This is a genomic window from Frondihabitans cladoniiphilus (assembly GCF_039544345.1).
GTDB lineage: Bacteria > Actinomycetota > Actinomycetes > Actinomycetales > Microbacteriaceae > Frondihabitans > Frondihabitans cladoniiphilus.
Genome location: NZ_BAABLM010000005.1, coordinates 409,534 through 425,792 on the forward strand (window position 1 = coordinate 409,534; position 16,259 = coordinate 425,792).

14 protein-coding genes are annotated in these 16,259 nt (G+C 70.2%); 12 read left to right on the top strand and 2 right to left on the bottom strand.

Annotation, left to right across the window (positions count from 1 at the left end; translation table 11 throughout):
• Positions 1 to 174 precede the first annotated feature (174 nt).
• From ABEA39_RS13825 to ABEA39_RS13860, 8 genes are all read left to right on the top strand, one after another.
• Positions 175 to 1,215, top strand: a complete 1,041-nt coding sequence (locus tag ABEA39_RS13825) for an ABC transporter permease (RefSeq protein ID WP_345376496.1) — start codon at positions 175 to 177, stop codon at positions 1,213 to 1,215.
• Positions 1,215 to 2,084, top strand: a complete 870-nt coding sequence (locus ABEA39_RS13830; protein ID WP_345376497.1) for an ABC transporter permease — start codon at positions 1,215 to 1,217, stop codon at positions 2,082 to 2,084. The genes ABEA39_RS13825 and ABEA39_RS13830 overlap by 1 nt, the downstream gene beginning before the upstream one ends.
• A 61-nt stretch (positions 2,085 to 2,145) precedes the next feature.
• Positions 2,146 to 3,831, top strand: a complete 1,686-nt coding sequence (locus ABEA39_RS13835) for an ABC transporter substrate-binding protein (RefSeq protein WP_345376498.1) — start codon at positions 2,146 to 2,148, stop codon at positions 3,829 to 3,831.
• 78 nt (positions 3,832 to 3,909) lie between these two features.
• The gene (locus ABEA39_RS13840) at positions 3,910 to 4,950 is read left to right on the top strand and encodes an LLM class flavin-dependent oxidoreductase (RefSeq protein WP_345376499.1); all 1,041 of its coding nucleotides are present in this window, start codon (positions 3,910 to 3,912) and stop codon (positions 4,948 to 4,950) included.
• 41 nt (positions 4,951 to 4,991) lie between these two features.
• Complete coding sequence (locus ABEA39_RS13845) at positions 4,992 to 6,305, top strand: NtaA/DmoA family FMN-dependent monooxygenase (protein ID WP_345376500.1); 1,314 nt, start codon at positions 4,992 to 4,994, stop codon at positions 6,303 to 6,305.
• Positions 6,305 to 7,135 carry an alpha/beta fold hydrolase gene (locus ABEA39_RS13850; protein ID WP_345376501.1) on the top strand — a complete coding sequence of 277 codons (831 nt, stop codon included), beginning with the start codon at positions 6,305 to 6,307 and terminating at the stop codon, positions 7,133 to 7,135. Before ABEA39_RS13845 ends, ABEA39_RS13850 begins: the two co-directional genes overlap by 1 nt.
• Positions 7,132 to 8,184 carry an LLM class flavin-dependent oxidoreductase gene (locus ABEA39_RS13855; protein WP_345376502.1) on the top strand — a complete coding sequence of 351 codons (1,053 nt, stop codon included), beginning with the start codon at positions 7,132 to 7,134 and terminating at the stop codon, positions 8,182 to 8,184. Before ABEA39_RS13850 ends, ABEA39_RS13855 begins: the two co-directional genes overlap by 4 nt.
• Complete coding sequence (locus tag ABEA39_RS13860) at positions 8,181 to 9,467, top strand: LLM class flavin-dependent oxidoreductase (protein WP_345376503.1); 1,287 nt, start codon at positions 8,181 to 8,183, stop codon at positions 9,465 to 9,467. The genes ABEA39_RS13855 and ABEA39_RS13860 overlap by 4 nt, the downstream gene beginning before the upstream one ends.
• A gap of 16 nt (positions 9,468 to 9,483) precedes the next feature.
• Here the strand turns inward: ABEA39_RS13860 and ABEA39_RS13865 are convergent, their stop codons facing one another.
• Entirely contained in the window at positions 9,484 to 11,991 is a 2,508-nt protein-coding gene (locus ABEA39_RS13865; protein WP_345376504.1) for a glycoside hydrolase family 65 protein, read from the bottom strand.
• Positions 11,988 to 12,749 (bottom strand): HAD family hydrolase, encoded by a 762-nt coding sequence (locus ABEA39_RS13870; RefSeq protein ID WP_345376505.1) that lies wholly within the window; start codon positions 12,747 to 12,749, stop codon positions 11,988 to 11,990. The genes ABEA39_RS13865 and ABEA39_RS13870 overlap by 4 nt, the downstream gene beginning before the upstream one ends.
• A 217-nt stretch (positions 12,750 to 12,966) precedes the next feature.
• On the opposite strand from ABEA39_RS13870, the gene ABEA39_RS13875 reads away from it, so the two are divergent.
• The 4 genes from ABEA39_RS13875 (at position 12,967) to ABEA39_RS13890 (ending at position 16,194) form a co-directional block, all read left to right on the top strand.
• Positions 12,967 to 13,524, top strand: a complete 558-nt coding sequence (locus tag ABEA39_RS13875; RefSeq protein ID WP_345376506.1) for a hypothetical protein — start codon at positions 12,967 to 12,969, stop codon at positions 13,522 to 13,524.
• Positions 13,525 to 13,534: 10 nt separating this feature from the next.
• On the top strand, positions 13,535 to 15,622 hold the full coding sequence (locus ABEA39_RS13880; protein ID WP_345376507.1) for a prolyl oligopeptidase family serine peptidase: 2,088 nt from the start codon (positions 13,535 to 13,537) through the stop codon (positions 15,620 to 15,622).
• A gap of 146 nt (positions 15,623 to 15,768) precedes the next feature.
• Positions 15,769 to 15,957 (top strand): hypothetical protein, encoded by a 189-nt coding sequence (locus ABEA39_RS13885; protein WP_345376508.1) that lies wholly within the window; start codon positions 15,769 to 15,771, stop codon positions 15,955 to 15,957.
• A gap of 27 nt (positions 15,958 to 15,984) precedes the next feature.
• Positions 15,985 to 16,194: a hypothetical protein gene (locus ABEA39_RS13890; RefSeq protein ID WP_345376509.1), complete on the top strand. Its 210-nt coding sequence runs from the start codon at positions 15,985 to 15,987 to the stop codon at positions 16,192 to 16,194.
• Positions 16,195 to 16,259 lie beyond the last annotated feature (65 nt).

The window sequence follows — 16,259 nt, forward strand, 5'->3', positions numbered from 1 at the left end:
GAGTGGCGGAGTACTCGCGGAATGGGCATCCGGTTCACTGAAATAGCTGATCAGAGGCCAGGAGAGAGATATGCCGAGAGGCGAAACAGAAGCGGAACCCTGCGCATTGTCTGCCGAAACATGCTTCCGAGAGACTCTGACCAGACCCCCTCGACCCGACCGGAAGGAATCCCGATGAACCCCTGGTTCGACAGGAACAGCTGGTGGGTGCGGCGCATCGCCGCCCTGCCCGTCCACCTCTTCCTCTTCGCGATCGTCGTCTTCTTCATCGTGCGACTCGTGCCGGGCGACCCTGCAGTGCTGCTCACGCAGGGCAAGGCGACGGCGGCCCAGCTCGTCAAGGTCCGCGAGGCCCTCGGCCTCGGCGGCTCCCTGCCGCACCAGCTCGGCACGTTCCTCCTCCACCTCGTGCAGCTCAACTTCGGCAGCTCGCTGGTCAGCGGCCGTCCGGTCGCCCTCGACGTGTTCCAGCGTCTTCCGCAGACCCTCGAGCTGACCGGCATGGGCCTCGTCGGCGCCGCGATCATCGCCCTCGTGCTGGGCTCCGTCGCCGTCTTCCGCCCGAAGAACCCGATCGCCTACGTCGCCCGCGGCTACGCCCGCGCCGCCGGGGCCGTGCCGGACTTCTGCCTCGGCATCGTTGCGATCCTGATCTTCTACGTGGTCCTTCACCTCTCGCCGGCGCCGATCGGACGCATCGACCCGCGCATGACCGCGGCGCCGACCGTGACCGGCCTGCCCTTCCTCGACACCCTGCTCAGCGGCGACTCGTCGCTGATCCAGTCCGCCGTCGCGCACCTCGTGCTCCCGGTGGCGGCCATGAGCATCGCCTACGCCCCGTACCTGCTGAAGCAGCTCATCCCTGGTCTCGAAGACCAGATCGACGCCCCCGCGACCCGCTTCCGGATCGCCTCCGGCGGCTCGACGTTCATCATGATCGTGAGCGTCTACCGCCGGGCCCTCCCCGCCGTCCTCGTCGTCCTCGGCGGTCTCCTCGGAGCCCTCCTGGGCGGAGCGGTCGTCATGGAGTCGATGTTCGGCCTCGGCGGCGTCGGCCAGTACGCCGTCAACGCGGTGCAGACCACCGACTACCCGGCCATGCAGGGCGTCCTCGTGATCCTGGTCGCCTTCGTCCTCCTCGTCTTCCTCGTGGTCGACGTCCTCAACATGCTGCTCGACCCACGGCGCCGTTCCGGCGCGATCGGAGGTGCCTGATGACCACGGCCCGACTCGAGATCGACGCGCTTCCCGCCGTCGTCCGTCCCCGCGGCAAGGTCCGCACCGCGGGCCTCCGCTGGGGGTACTTCGTCCCCGCCGCGATCGTCCTGCTGGTCGCGATCATCGGCCCGCTCGTCACTCCGTTCAGTGCCACCGCGGTCGTGGGCGGCACGTCGCTCGCCCCGGGCGGCAAGTTCCTGCTCGGCACGGACCAGAACGGCATGGACGTCTTCTCCCGCGTCATCGCCGCCACCCGCAACGACGTCGTCATCGCGCTGCTGGCCACGATCGGCGGCACGATCGCCGGGATCGTCGTCGGCGTCGTCGGCGGCATGAACGAGGCGAGCCGGGGGATCCGGGGTTTCCTCGCCGGCGGTCTCGCGCGGGTGATGGACATCCTCCAGGCGGTCCCCGCCGTGCTGATCGGACTCGTCCTGGTCGCCCTGTTCCAGTCGTCGATCCCGACCCTGATCGTGGCGCTCGTCCTCGCCACCCTCCCGGGCCAGGCCAAGCTCGTCCGCACGGAAGTGCTGAAGGTCCGCTCCGACGCCTACGTCGACGCCTCCCGCATGGCGGGGGAGCGAGAGGTGTTCGTCCTCCTCCGCACCGTGCTGCCGAACTCTATCCGACCGGCCATCGAGAACTCGTCGGCCGTGTTCGGGCTGGCGATCATCGTGACCGCGGTCCTCGGCTTCCTCGGAGTCGGGATCGCCCCGCCCACGCCCGAGTGGGGAACGATGATCTCCCTCGGCGCCTCGGAGGCCCTGAGCCTCCGCTGGTGGGGAGCCGCCTTCCCCACCGTGGCCCTCGTCTTCACCGTCTCCAGTTTCGCCATCGCGAACACGGAGCTCCTCCGCCGGCGCTGACCCGGCTGCCGTCCCCTCTCCCTCCCTGCACCCCTCGCCCCCACCTCACAGGAGTACCCCCATGCCGAAAATCGCCCTCCCCGCCGCGATGAGGAAGGCGCCGTCCGTCCGGACGGTCCGCCGAAGCCTCCTCGCCGCAGCCGCCCTCGGGCTGGCAGTGACCCTGGCCGCGTGCTCGTCGTCGTCCGGCAGCACGAGCGCCTCGGCCGACAAGACGCTCATCATCGCCTCGGCCGCCGCGCCCACGAGCTTCTTCGGCGACGCCGGTTCGAACGTCTACCCGACGTACGAGATCGACACGCAGGTGTCGAGCACCCTCGTCAAGAACCCCTACGCGAAGAGCACGCAGGACTCCAAGGCCCTCCAGCAGGACTACTACAAGTACTCCCCGTCGCTCGCGACGTCGTACGACATCTCCTCCGACCAGAAGACGCTGACGTTCCACCTCCGCAAGGGTGTCGTCAGCCAGGAGGGCAACCCCTTCACCGCCGACGACGTCGTGTGGTCGTTCCAGCAGAAGTTCGGGAACACGCTCGCGCTGTTCCCGTACATCTCCTCGCCTGGCATCACCGCCGCCGACCAGATCACGAAGGTGGACAAGTACACCGTCGCCTTCCACCTGCAGACCGCGGGCTCGGCCAACACCGTCCTGTCGATCCTCTCCAACATCACCGGCTGGATCTGGGACTCGACGCTTCTGAAGAAGCACGCCACCTCCGCCGACCCGTGGGGCGTCGCGTGGGCCAAGGCCCACCCGACCGTCGGCGACAGCTACGGCCCGTACAAGGTCAAGTCGTACGACCCGTCGACGGCAACGACCCTCGTCGCGAACCCGACCTACTTCGGCACCAAGCCGTCGATCAAGACCGTGACCTATAAGGTCGTCGCCGACTCCGCCACCCGGGCGAACGCCGTCGCGAGCGGCGCGGCCGACGTCGCCGAGGCCCTCACTCCGCAGCAGCAGGCCGACGCGAAGAAGGCCGGCAAGGTGCAGGTGTTCACGCTCGACACGAACACCTACTCGTTCGCCATCCCGAACGCCACCAAGGCGCCGTTCACCAGTGAGGCCGCTCGTCAGGCGTTCGCCTACGCGATCCCCTACGACCAGATCCTCAAGAGCGTCTACCAGGGCCGTGCCACCAAGCCCACCGGCTACCTCGACAAGTCCGCGGCCGGCTACGACGGCGACGGTCTGCCCCAGTTCAGCTACGACCCCGCGAAGTCCAAGGAGCTGCTCGCGCAGGCCGGCTACCCCGACGGCGTCGATATCACGCTGACGGTCAACGCCGACGTGCCCGACCTGGTCGCCGCGGCGATCCAGATGCAGGCCGCTGCCAAGGGCACCGGCTTCACCATCAAGATCGACCAGCAGCCGTCCGCCGCCTTCGCGGCCGGGCAGTCGTCGGGCGGATTCCAGATCTTCCTGCTCCGCGACTACGCGATCACGCTGTCCCCGCCCTACGAGCTCGGCCTCTACACGGGCAAGGGATCACCGATCAACTACTCCAAGTGGGAGGACCCGACGTTCTACTCGCTCCTCAAGACGGCGACCGACCTCGGCGACCCGCTGACTCCGGAAGCCGGCAAGGCGTACAACGCCGCCGAGAAGTACATGCTCGAGAACGCCGCCACGATGATCAACTACGCGAACGTGCAGCCGTCGTTCCTCGTCGGTTCGAACGTCAAGGGCTGGGCCCAGCGCAGCGACAACTGGCTCGACGTGTCGCAGCTGTCCTTCAGCAGCTAGCACCACCGCACCGAACGGCCGGATGCGGGTGCCAGCCACCCGCATCCGGCCCCCTCTCCCTTTCGAAAGGCAGTCGAGATGACCCGCTACGGCCTGTTCCTGCCGACCTCCAGCAACGGTCACGTCGCCTCCACCGCACTCGACCCGGGCGACCCGACCTTCGAGCAGAACCTCCGCCTGACGGCGCAGGCCGAGTCGTTCGGAATGGACTTCGTGCTCGGCATGGTCAAGTTCCGGGGCCCCGGCGAAGGCAGCCGGTACTGGGACGCCTCGCTCGAGGCGTTCACCCTCGCCGGCGGCCTGCTGGCCGCGACCCGGCGGATCCAGGTCATCGCCTCGGTGGGGATCCTCAGTATCCACCCCGCGGTCGTCGCCCGGATGGCGGCCACCCTCGACTCCATCGGCCCCGGCCGCGTCGGCATCAACGTCGTGAGCGGCTGGAACGCGCAGGAGTATTCCCAGATGGGTCTCTGGCCGGGTGACGCCTACTACGGCTACCGCTACGAGTACGCCCGCGAGTACATCGAGATCCTGCACGAGCTGTGGTCGACCGGAACCTCCAGCTACACGGGTCGGTACTTCGACCTCGAGGACTGCAACGGGCGCCCCCGGCCGAGCTCTCGGATCCCCCTGCTCTGTGCCGGTTCGTCGGAGAAGGGGCGTGAGATGACCGCCCGCTTCGCCGACGAGAACCTCACCCAGCTCAGCCCGGGCCTCGCCGAAGCCACGGCCGACATCGCTGCCAGGGCTCGCGCTCACGGCCGCGACGTCACCGCGAACGTGCTCACCACCGTCGTGCTCGCCGACACCGACGACCTCGCCTGGGAGCGGGTCCGATACCTGAACGCGCACACCGACCACGCCGCGCTCTCCGGTCGCCGCGAGCAGTCGGCGCGCGACTCCGGCAACGTCGGAGGCACCGCCGCCCAGGCCGCGACCATGGTCCAGGCCGTGAACGAGGACCTCGTCGTGGCCGGGAGCACAGACTCCGTCGCCCGGCAGCTCTCCCGGATCGCGGCGAGCGAGGGCGTCTCCGCGATCACGCTCCAGTTCGACGACTTCGACGACGGTCTGACGCGCTTCGGGCGCGACGTGCTGCCTCTGCTCCGAGCATCCTGACCCCCTCTTCTCCTCTTTTCTCTCCCCCGCAAGGACCCCTCATGACTGCAGATCCCTTCCGCCTCGGCTGGTTCGCCAACCTGGCCGCCCCCGAGTGGAAGTCCGTCTACTCGGGCCGTGACGCCACGACGAACTACCTCAACGGACGCTTCCACGAGGACATGGTGCGGAACCTGGAGCGCGCCGGCTTCGACTTCATCATGCTCGAGGACTCGCTGATGGTCTCCGACATCTACCAGGGCACCTCCGAGATCGAACTGAAGCACGCGCGCTACGCCCCGAAGATGGACCCGGTAGTCACCGCCGCCCGTCTCGCCGCCGCCACCACCCGCCTCGGCATCATCGCCACGGCGTCGACGACCTTCTACCACCCGTACCAACTCGCCCGACAGTTCGCGACGCTGAACAACATCACCGAAGGCCGCATCGGCTGGAACATCGTCACCTCGTCGGAAGACCTCTCGGCGCAGAACTACGGCCTCGACAAGCTGCCCGAGCACGACCGGCGCTACGACATGGCCGAGGAGTTCGTCGACGCGGTCACGAAGCTCTGGGGCTCGTTCCAGCAGGACGCGATCCTCGCCGATGCCGAGAGCGGCTACTACGCCGACCACACCAAAGTGAACCCGATCCACCACGAGGGCGAGTTCTACAAGACGCGCGGCCCGCTCAACCTGCCCGCCGGACCCGGCGGACGACCCGTCATCTGCCAGGCCGGCTCGAGCCCGCGCGGCCGCGACTTCGCCGCGCGCACCGCCGACGTCGTGCTGGTGATCCCCAACGGCGTCGAGGGCGCGAAGGAGTACCGCGCCGACATGCGCGCCCGGGCCGCTGCGTACGGCCGCGACCCCGACGAGATCAAGATCTTCCCCGTCGTCTACCCGATCATCGGCGAGACCGAGCGCGAGGCCCAGGAGAAGAACGAGGCCTGGTACGCCCGCAAGCAGCACAACTTCGAGGTGCAGATGGCGCACATGGGCGCCCTGACCGAGATCGACATGTCGGTGCTCGACCCCGATCAGCCGATTCCCGAGGACCTCACGACGAACGGCCACGCCGGTCAGTTCGAGATCTGGCGCAAGCAGCTCGCCGGCAAGACCGTGCGCGAGGGCTTCAGCGGGATGCGCGTGCAGACCACCGAGATGGTCGGCACCCCCGACGGCATCGCGTCGCAGATGGACGAGTTCATGCAGGAGGTGGGCGGCGACGGGTTCTTGATCTACGGCCAGCCGATCAGCCGCCAGTCGATCGCCGAGGTCACCGACGGCCTCTCGCCGGCCCTCCAGCGCCGCGGTCTGCTGCGCGAGGACTACGCCCACGCGACCCTCCGCGAGAACCTCCGGTCGTTCGTCTGATGCGGCGTCTCTACGTCGACCTGCCGGACGGGCAGGTGCACGTCCGCACGGCCGGTCACGGCCCGATCCCGATCGTCCTGCTGCACCAGACGGCCGCGTCGTCGGTCATGTACGAGGCGTTCTCGGACGAGTTCTTTCGCGACCGGTCGGCGGACGACTTCACGCTCTTCGCGATCGACACCCCCGGCTTCGGCATGTCGTACCAGCCGGTCGAGGCCTACTCGCTCGAATCGTGGGCCGACGTCGTCGCGCTCGTGGCGACCGAGCTCGGGCTCGACGGGTTCCACGTGCTCGGCCATCACACCGGCGCGGCCGTCGCGATCCTCGTCGCCTCCCGCCACCCCGAGCGGGTCCTCGGTCTCACGATGATCGGCGCCCTCGTGCTCCCTCCCGCCGAGGCCGCCGAGCGCCACGCCGCCGTCCGGGGCCTCGTCCCCGTGGCCGACGGCAGCCATCTGCTCGACGTCTGGGAGGCTGTCAACACCATCGACGGCGACCCCCTCGCCTACCCGCCGTCGCTCGAACTCCGCGAACGCGAGGCCGTCGACAAGCTCCTCGCCGGAACGCGCTGGCACGAGGCGTACCTGGCGGTCTTCTCCGCCGATCTGGCTGCGCCGCTGGCGAGCGTGGGATGCCCGATCCTCCTGATCTGCGGGAGAGCCGACGTCCTGCGTCCGTACGTTCCCACCACGCTCGCCGCCAACCCCCGGGCGAAGTGCGTGGAGCTCGCCTCCGGCGCCTACGTGCTCGACCAGGATCCGGCGCTGGTCGTCGGCCCCTTCGCGGCGTTCCTCGACGCCGTGCCGGCCGCCGAGCGGGTGGCGTCGTGACCCCGCGCGGGCCGGTCGTCGGCTGGGCGGTGGCGGCGGAGACGTCCGCCCTGCTCGTCTCCGAGGTCCGAGCCCTCGACGCGGCCCGCGTCGACCTCGCCATCGTGCCGGTGACCGGGCTCGGCGCTGCCGACCCGGCCGTGGTCCTCGCCGCAGTCGCCCCTCTCACCTCGCACATCGGACTCGTCGCCGGCCAGTCGCCCTGGCAGCAGCCGCCCTTCCTGGCTGCCCGCGGGCTCGCCACCCTCGACGCCGTCTCGCGCGGCCGGGCCGGCTGGTTCGTGCAGCCCGAAGTGACCGTGTCGACCGTGACCGACGACTCCGGTCGCTGGTTCCCGTCGCCCGACGACTCACCGGAGGTGCGGGCGGCCGCGCTCGCCGACCTCTACGCGGCGACCCTGGCGCTCTGGGACTCGTGGGAGCCCGACGCGATAGTCGCCGACGTGCCCGCCGGCCAGTACGTCGACGACGAGAAGGTGCACGTCGTCGACCACGTCGGCCCGTACTACTCGACCCGCGGCCCGTTGAACCTCCCGCGCACTCCGCAGGGCCGGCCGCTCGTGGTCTCCGCCGTACCGACCGGCGGTACGCCGCCTGTCGCCGGCGACGTCGTCGTGCTCTCCACGTCGGTCGCCGAGGCGCCCGCCGAGGTCGCTCGCATCCGCGCCGCGGCTGCTTCTCCGGACACTTCCGGGGCCGCGGCACCGCTCGTGCTCCTCGCCGTGCGCCCGCTGGTCGACGCGGCGGCGGACGACCGGACCAGGCCGTACCCGACCCTCGCCGGGTCGGCCGCTCAGGTGGTGGCGGATGTGCTGGCACTCCTGGAGACCTCGGGCGCCGATGGGATCGTCGTCGTCGACGTGCCGAAGGGGGCGCCCACGGGCGCCGTGCTGCACGGGGTCCTCCCCGAGCTCGGGGCAGGACACGGGGCCGACCCGCGCATCCTGCGGACCCGCCTCGGCCTGGCGCCCGTGCCGAGCGTGAACACCCCCGTCCCCGCCGACGGCACGACCCCCGTCGGAACCCCTGTCCTGGAGGTCGCCCCGTGACCGCATCGCGAATGATGCTCGGCTGGTTCGTCAACTTCATGCCGACGGCGTGGAACCGACCCTGGGCCGGGTCCGACCCGCGCGCCTGGACGACGGGCGAGTTCTACCTCGACATGGCCCGGGCGCTCGAGAGGGCGTCGCTCGACTTCATCATGCTGGAGGACTCGTCGGTCGTGCCGGAGAGCTACGGCAAGAGCATGAAGGCCGAGTTCCAGGCGACGACCAAGTCGCCGAAGCAGGATCCGATCGCGCTCGCCGCGGCGATCTCGCAGGTGACGCAGCACCTCGGCATCGTCTCGACCATGTCGACGAGCCTCTACCCGCCCGACCGCCTGGCTCACGTGCTGGCGACCCTCGACGAGTTGAGCGACGGCCGCGTCGGCTGGAACATCGTGACCTCGTTCGAAGACCTCGCCGCGCAGAACGTCGGGCTGCCGGCGCTGTGGCAGCACGACGAGCGGTACGTGCGGGCCGAGGAGTTCGTCACGCAGGCGGAGCAGCTCTGGGGCGGGGGCGGATCGCTCGTCTCCGCCGGCGGCTCGCCGATCGTCGCGAGCGGGGCCTTCGGCACGGTCTCGGCGCCCCAGGGCACCCTCGGCCTCGTGCAGGGCGACCGGCCGCTCTACTGCCAGGCCGGCGGCTCGCCGACCGGCATGGACTTCGCCGCAGCGCACGCCGACGTCATCGTCGCCGCGCCCACCGGAGTACCGGCCATGAAGGCCTACCGCGACGGGATCCGCGAGCGTCTCGAACGTGCCGGAAAGGACCCGGACTCGGTACGGGTGCTCTACATGATCACGCCCGTCGTCGGCGAGACCGAGGGGGATGCCCGGGCCAAGGCCGAGCGCCTCTACGCGCCGACCGGGGACGCCCTCCTCCGCCGTCTCGTCATGATGTCCAATCAGACGGAGATCGACTTCGCGGAGTTCGACCTCGACGCGCCGATCCCGGCGGACGCCACCACGAACGGCATCACCTCTGCCTTGGAGGCGATGAAGAAGCGCACCGCCGGCTCGAGTCTCCGGGCCGCGCTCTCGGAGGGCGGGCAGTCGGAGTCGCTCTCGCTGATCGGGACGCCCTCGTCGATCGCCGACACGATGGAGTCCGCGCTCGAGGAGGTCGGCGGCGACGGGTTCCTGCTGTTCGGCGGGGGCGGCGGGCTGCTGAGCCGGCGGTACCTCGACGAGGTGCTCGACGGCCTCGTGCCCGAGTTGCAGCGGCGCGGTCTCGCGCAGACGTCCTACGCGCCCGGAACCTTCCGGGAGCGCGTCGTCGCCGTCTGACCGCTGCTGCGATCCGCTAGCTGGTGACGTCGGCCTCCACGTCGCTGCGGTCGACCGAGATCGTCGGGATCGACGCCGTGACGACCGACCCGTCGGCCCGCAGCATGCCGCGGAGGTCGCTCGTGGTCGGCGGCGGCGTGTCGATTCGGGGGCCCTGGTTGCGCAACGGCACGGTGACGGGCTCGCCCTTGGTGACGACGACCCGGCCGTGGTTGACCTGGACCTCGGCCTCGGTGCCCTCCTCGATCGTGAACGTGATCGTGGTCTGCTCGAGGTCGACGCGGATGCGCGAGCCGCGGACGGTCATGCGGAACGTCAGGCGCTCCCAGTCGCTCGGAAGGCGCGGGTTGAAGCTGATGACGCCGTCGTGGTCGCGCATCCCGCCGAAGCCGTAGACCAGGGCACTCCAGATGCCGCCCGTCGACGCCACGTGCACGCCGTCGGAGGTGTTGTGGTGCAGATCGGCGAGGTCGACGAAGAGGGAGGAGAGGAAATAGCTGCGGGCCAGCTCGTGGTGCCCGACCTCGGCCGCGATGATCGACTGGACGACGGCCGACAGCGTCGAGTCGCCGGTCGTCAGAGCGTCGTAGTACTCGAAGTTGCGGCGCTTCTCGGCCGGGGTGAACTCGGCCCCCTGGAGGAACAGGGCGAGCACGACGTCGGCCTGCTTCAGCACCTGGAAGCGGTAGATGACCAGCGGGTGGTAGTGGAGCAGCAGCGGGCGCTTCGACGCCGGGGTGGAGTCGAGGTCCCACAGCTCTTTGTCGAGGAACTGCGCGTCTTGCGGGTGGATGCCGCGGTGCGCGTCGAAGGGGATCTCCATCGCGTCGGCGGCGGCGTTCCAGCCGCGGATCTCGTGCTCTTCCAGCCCGAGGCGCTGCACCATGCGGGCGTACGCCTGCGGGTTGCGGACCGCGAGCTCTTCGCACATGCGGACGGCCGACCAGAGGTTGGCCCGGGCCATGACGTTCGTGTAGAGGTTGTCGTCGACGACCGTCGTGTACTCGTCGGGGCCCGTGACGCCGTCGATGTGGAACTTCTCGTCGCCGTTCGAGCGCCAGAAGCCGAGGTCGGCCCAGAGCCGGGCGGTCTCGACGAGGATGTCGATGGCGCCGCGGTCGAGGAAGTCCTCGTCGCCGGTGGCCGCGACGTACTGCATCAGCGCATGGGTGATGTCGGCGTCGATGTGGTACTGCGCCGTGCCGGCCGCGTAGTACGCGCTCGACTCCAGGCCGTTGATCGTGCGCCACGGGAAGAGGGCGCCGCGCTGGTTCAACTCGGTGGCGCGCTCGCGAGCCGCGTCGAGCATCCCTTGCCGGAATCGCAAGGCGTTGCGGGCGACGTTCGGGGCCGTGTAGGTGAGGAACGGGAGCACGTAGATCTCGGTGTCCCAGAAGTAGTGGCCGCCGTAGCCGGAGCCGGTCACGCCCTTGGCCGCCACTCCCGCGCCGTCGGTGCGCGCGGTCGACTGGGCGAGCTGGAAGAGGTTCCAGCGGATGGCCTGCTGCAGGATCGGGTGGCCGGGCAGCTCGACGTCGGTGCGGGCCCAGAAGTCGTCGAGCCAGTCGCGCTGGGTCTCGAAGACTTCTTCGGGCGCCATCTCGAGCGCGCGGTCGAGGGTCCGGTCGCAGCGGTCGGCCAGCTCGCGCGGGGGCACGCCGCGCGACGTGTGGTAGGTGATCGTCTTGACGAGGCGGATGCGCTGGCCGACCTTGGCCTGGACCCGGTAGACGTGCTTCGCGAGGTCGTCGTCGATCTGCGACGACTCCTGCCACTCGTTCGCAGTCGACATGCTGTGGTCGGCGCCCACGGCGATGGTCATGCCCGAGTTGGTCGTCTGGTAGCCGAGGACGGACCGGGTGCCGTGGCTCTTCTTGACCTTCGGCTGCAGCACGCGGTCGGCGAACGACTCGGCCTTGCGCGGATCGAAGGTCGCCGCGGCCCGCATCCCGGCGTGGTACTCGTCGCCGAGGTCTTGGCGGTTGAGGATCTGGCTCGAGATCAGGATCGATGCGTCGGCGTCGAGCATGGTCACCTCGTACTCGACGACGGCCAGGTGCCGGTCGGCGAAGGAGACGAGGCGGCGGCTTCGGATGAGGACGCGCTTGCCGGACGGCGTGCGCCACTCGAGTTCGCGGGAGAGGACGCCGTCTTGGAAGTCGAGCCGGCGGGAGTAGCGGAGGATGTCGGCCTCGGCCATGACGAACGGCTCGTCGTCGACGTAGAGGCGGATGACCTTCGCGTCGGGCGCATTGACGATGGTCTGCCCGACGCGGGCGAAGCCGAAGGCCTCCTCGGCGTGACGGATCGGCCAGGTCTCGTGGAACCCGTTGATGAAGGTGCCGTACGAGTGACCGCCCCGACCCTCGTCGAGGTTGCCGCGCATGCCGAGGTAGCCGTTGGCCACGGCGAAGACGGTCTCGTTGGTGCCCTGGTCGTCGTCGGAGAACTCGGTCTCGACGAGGGCCCACTCGTCGACGGGGAAGCGGTTGCGGTCGAGCGGGTCCGACGTGATGGTCGTCATTCGGCAGTCTCCGGAGTCGAGGAGGAAGAGGCGGTGGGGGAGGAGGAGGTACGGGAGGGGAGGTCGGGGACGAGCTCGGCGAGATCGTCGACGACGTAGTCGGCACCGGACTCGAGCAGAGCGTCGTGCCCCACGCCGCGGTCGACGCCGACGACGAGACCGAAGGGAGCCGCGTGACCGGCCTGCACGCCGCTGGTGGCGTCTTCGAGGACGACGCAGGCTTCGACGGCCAGGCCCAGACGGCGGGCGCCTTCGACGTAGGTGTCGGGCGCCGGCTTTCCGGGCAGCCCGGCCTCGGCGGCGACGAGACCGTCGACGATCACGGCGAAACGGTCGAGCAGCCCGGCTGCCCGGAGGACCGGGACGGCGTTGCGCGAGCTGGACACGACGGCGACCTGGACGCCGGCGGAGATCGCCGCGTCGACGAGGACCACCGAGCCCGGGTACGGGCTGACGCCGTTCTCCTCGAGTTCGGCGGCGAAGACGGCGTTCTTGCGGTTGCCGAGCCCGCAGACGGTCTCGGCGTCGGCCGCGTCGTCGGGGGCGCCCTCGGGAAGCGTGATGCCCCGGGCAGCGAGCATCGCCCGGACCCCGTCGTAGCGGGGCCGACCGTCGACGTACTCGAAGTAGTCCGCCTCGGTGTACGCGGCGACGCCCCGGGCGGCGAACTCGTCGTTGAACAGACGGGACCAGGCGCGCATGTGGACTTCGGCCGTCGGGGTGAGGACCCCGTCGAGGTCGAACAGGAGCGCGCTCATCGACGCGAGTCGGGCGGAATCGCGCGGTGGCGAGGATGTCACGAAAGCGGGGCTCCTTCGGGGGACGGTGAGTACCAGTCTGGCACCACCCGGGGGACGTTCCTAGACGTGCCGCGAGGCAGTGCGGGCGGTCGACGCGCCGCCTGAGTAGTCTCACCAACGACGACGATTGCTCACCACCCGAGGGGGCGACGCCGGATTCGAGGAGGAACCCACGATGACGTTTTCCCAGCCCTATCCCGACAGTGGCCCCTCGTACCCGGCGAAGGCCGGGCCGGTCACACCGCCGCGCTTCGTGAACATCGCCTTCTACCTGTTCCTCCTGGTCGCCCTCGTCAAGCTGGTCGCCATCGTGGTCTCGATCGCCTCGTTCGGCACGGTCGCCGCGCAGGCCCGCGACCGCGTCTCCGCGCAGGTCGCCGGCACGAGCCTCACCCAGGCCCAGGCCGAGACGATCATCCGCGGCTCGCTGGTGACCGGCATCGTCCTGTCGATCGTCTTCCTGGTGCTCTTCGTCGTCTTCGACCTCGTCATGCGCCGCGGCGCCAACTGGGCCCGCATCGTGCTGTTGATCCTGACCGTGCTGTCGCTCTCCGCCGTCACCGGCGCCTACGGCCTGGGTGCGCTCGCCACCGTCGCCGGCATCGTCGCGACCGTCCTGATGTTCCTCACGCCGTCCAACGCCTACTTCCGCGAGGTCAAGGGGCGGAAGCTGGCCGCCCGCGGTCAGATCCCCGGGGGCCCCGGCGCCTACCCGCCGCCCGCCGCGCAGTAGCGTGGTTGGGGTGACCCACGACACCCCGCACACCCACGACACCCTCGACGACGAGAACGCCTGGCTCGAGGACATCCACGGCGAAGCGCCGCTCGCCTGGGCGGCCGAGCAGACCGCCACGACGCTGGAGTCCGTCGCCGGGCCCGAGTTCGAGGCGCTGACGGATCGGCTGCTCGAGGTCATCGACTCCGACGACCGCATCCCGTACGTCTCCAAGCGGGGCGAGTTCTACTACAACTTCTGGCGCGACCGCGAGCACCCGCGAGGCCTGTGGCGTCGCACGACGCTCGAGCAGTACCGCAGTGCCGACACGGAGTGGGACGTGCTGCTCGACGTCGACGAGCTGGGGCGCGCCGAGGGCACCGAGTGGGTCTTCGCGGGGGCCCGCCTCCTGCCGCACGACCACACGCTCGCCCTCGTTTCGCTCAGCCCCGACGGCGGCGACGCGACGACCGTCCGCGAGTTCGACGTCGTCGCCCGCCGCTTCGTCCCCGAGGCGGAGGGCGGCTTCGTCGTGCCGACCTCGAAGGGCAGCGCCTCGTGGATCGACCGCGACAGCATCTACGTCGCGACCGACTTCGGCGAGGGCTCGATGACCACCTCGAGCTACCCGCGGACGGTCCGCCGCCTCGAAAGGGGCCAGAAGACGGGGGATGCACGGCTCGTCCACGAGGTCGCCCCCACCGATCTGACCGTGGCGGCCTCGCACGACCACACCCCCGGATTCGAGCGCGACGTGGTCGCCGAGGTCTTCGACTTCTACCGGAGCCGCACGCTGGTGCTGGTCGACGGCGTCCTCGTCCCGCTCGACCTGCCGGAGGACGCCGACGTCAGCCTGCACCGCGAGTGGCTGTTCGTGCAGCCCCGCTCCGACTGGACGGTCGGCGGCGCCACCCACGCCACCGGCACCCTGCTCGCGCTGCCGTTCGACGACTTCCTTGCGGGTGACCGCGCCTTCGAGCGGGTGTTCGTGCCCGACGCCCACACGGCCCTGTCGTCGTGGGCCTGGACCCGGACGCGGCTGGTGCTGACGCTCCTCGTGGACGTCGCCACGCGCATCCTCGTGCTCGATCCCGCCGACGGCTGGGCTGCGACCGCGCTCGACGGTCTGCCCGCACTGAGCACCGCCCGCGTCGTCGCGACCGACTCCGACGAGTCGGACGAGATCTGGATCCACGCCACCGGCTTCACCACGCCCGCCCGGCTGCTGCGAGGCGTGCTCGGCGACGGCCCCGACCGTGCGCCGCTCGAGGTCGTGAAGTCCGCGCCGGCGTTCTTCGACGGGTCGGAGTACACGACCACGCAGCACTGGGCGACCTCGGACGACGGGACCCGGGTGCCGTACTTCCAGGTGGCGGCGGCGGGGCTCGAGGAGGGGATCGCGCATCCCACGCTCCTCTCCGGTTACGGCGGGTTCCAGGCGGCGCGACTGCCCGAATACAGCGGCGTGATCGGGCGGGCCTGGCTCGAGCGCGGGGGAGTGTTCGTGCTCGCGAACATCCGCGGCGGCGGCGAGTTCGGGCCGGCCTGGCACACCTCGGCGCTCAAGGAGAACCGGCACCGCGCCTACGAGGACTTCGCCGCCATCGCCCGCGACCTCGTGACCCGCGGCGTGACCGTGCCCGCACAGCTCGCGTGCGAGGGGCGGAGCAATGGAGGGCTGCTCGTCGGCAACATGCTCACGACCTACCCCGAGCTGTTCGGCGCCGTCGTCTGCGGGGTGCCGCTGCTCGACATGAAGCGGTACACGCACCTCTCCGCGGGCGCCTCGTGGATCGCGGAGTACGGCGACCCCGACGTGCCCGACCAGTGGGAGTACATCAAGACGTTCTCGCCGTACCACCTGCTCCGCGACGACGTCGAGTACCCGCCGACGCTCATCTACGCGGCGACCAGCGACGACCGCGTCGGCCCGGTGCAGGGCCGGAAGATGGCGGCGAGGATGCAGGGGCTCGGCATCGAGTCCGTGCGGTACTACGAGAACGACGACGGCGGCCACGGCGGCGCGGTCGACAACCGCGCCAGCGCGCGCCTGTTCGCGCTGATGTACGACTTCGCCTGGCGGGCGGTGGCTGACCAGCCGAAGTGGACGCCCTGACGGGTCGTCCTCGAGGGACGGCGCCGCGATTCGCGACCCGTCGACGGCAGAGGGGACTGTCGGCGATGTGGAGGCCGTCGGGCGCGTCGTCGCCGATCTCTGCCACGCTTGCCGTTCGGGCCGAATCACCGAGGGAAGCGTCCGACATGGACGGCTACGCCATCTGCATGGACCACAACACCGCCATCGAACGGATCGCCCGGCACGCCGACTCCCCGTCGCGTCTGATCCGGGCCCTCGAAGACTGTGTTCCCGACGGCTCCCGCCTCGTGGGGATCGTGATCAGTCACGGCTCCCAGAACCAGGCCCGGCCTCCGCTCTCCCTGGTCTCATGACGACCCCAGGCGTCGGCGGGCCCGGTCGTGTTCCGCGTTGAGGTGCAGGCGCGACTGACGTCGGGTGCCGTCGTGCCCTTCTCCGTGACGCACGAGAAGCGCGAGGTGGCGATCCGGCTCGCGCTCGACAGCATGCCGCTGGGCAGTGTCGCGATCCGCACGGTCGTGGTGCCGTCGCTCGGGTCGTCGCCGCTCGCCGCGGCGGAGCCGCCTGAAGTGGGTGCAAATGTCGAGTGATCCGGCGGCCGACAGCGGGAAAGAGCGGTGTGTCGGTGCCAGGGCCCGCGATTCACTCGCCAAAT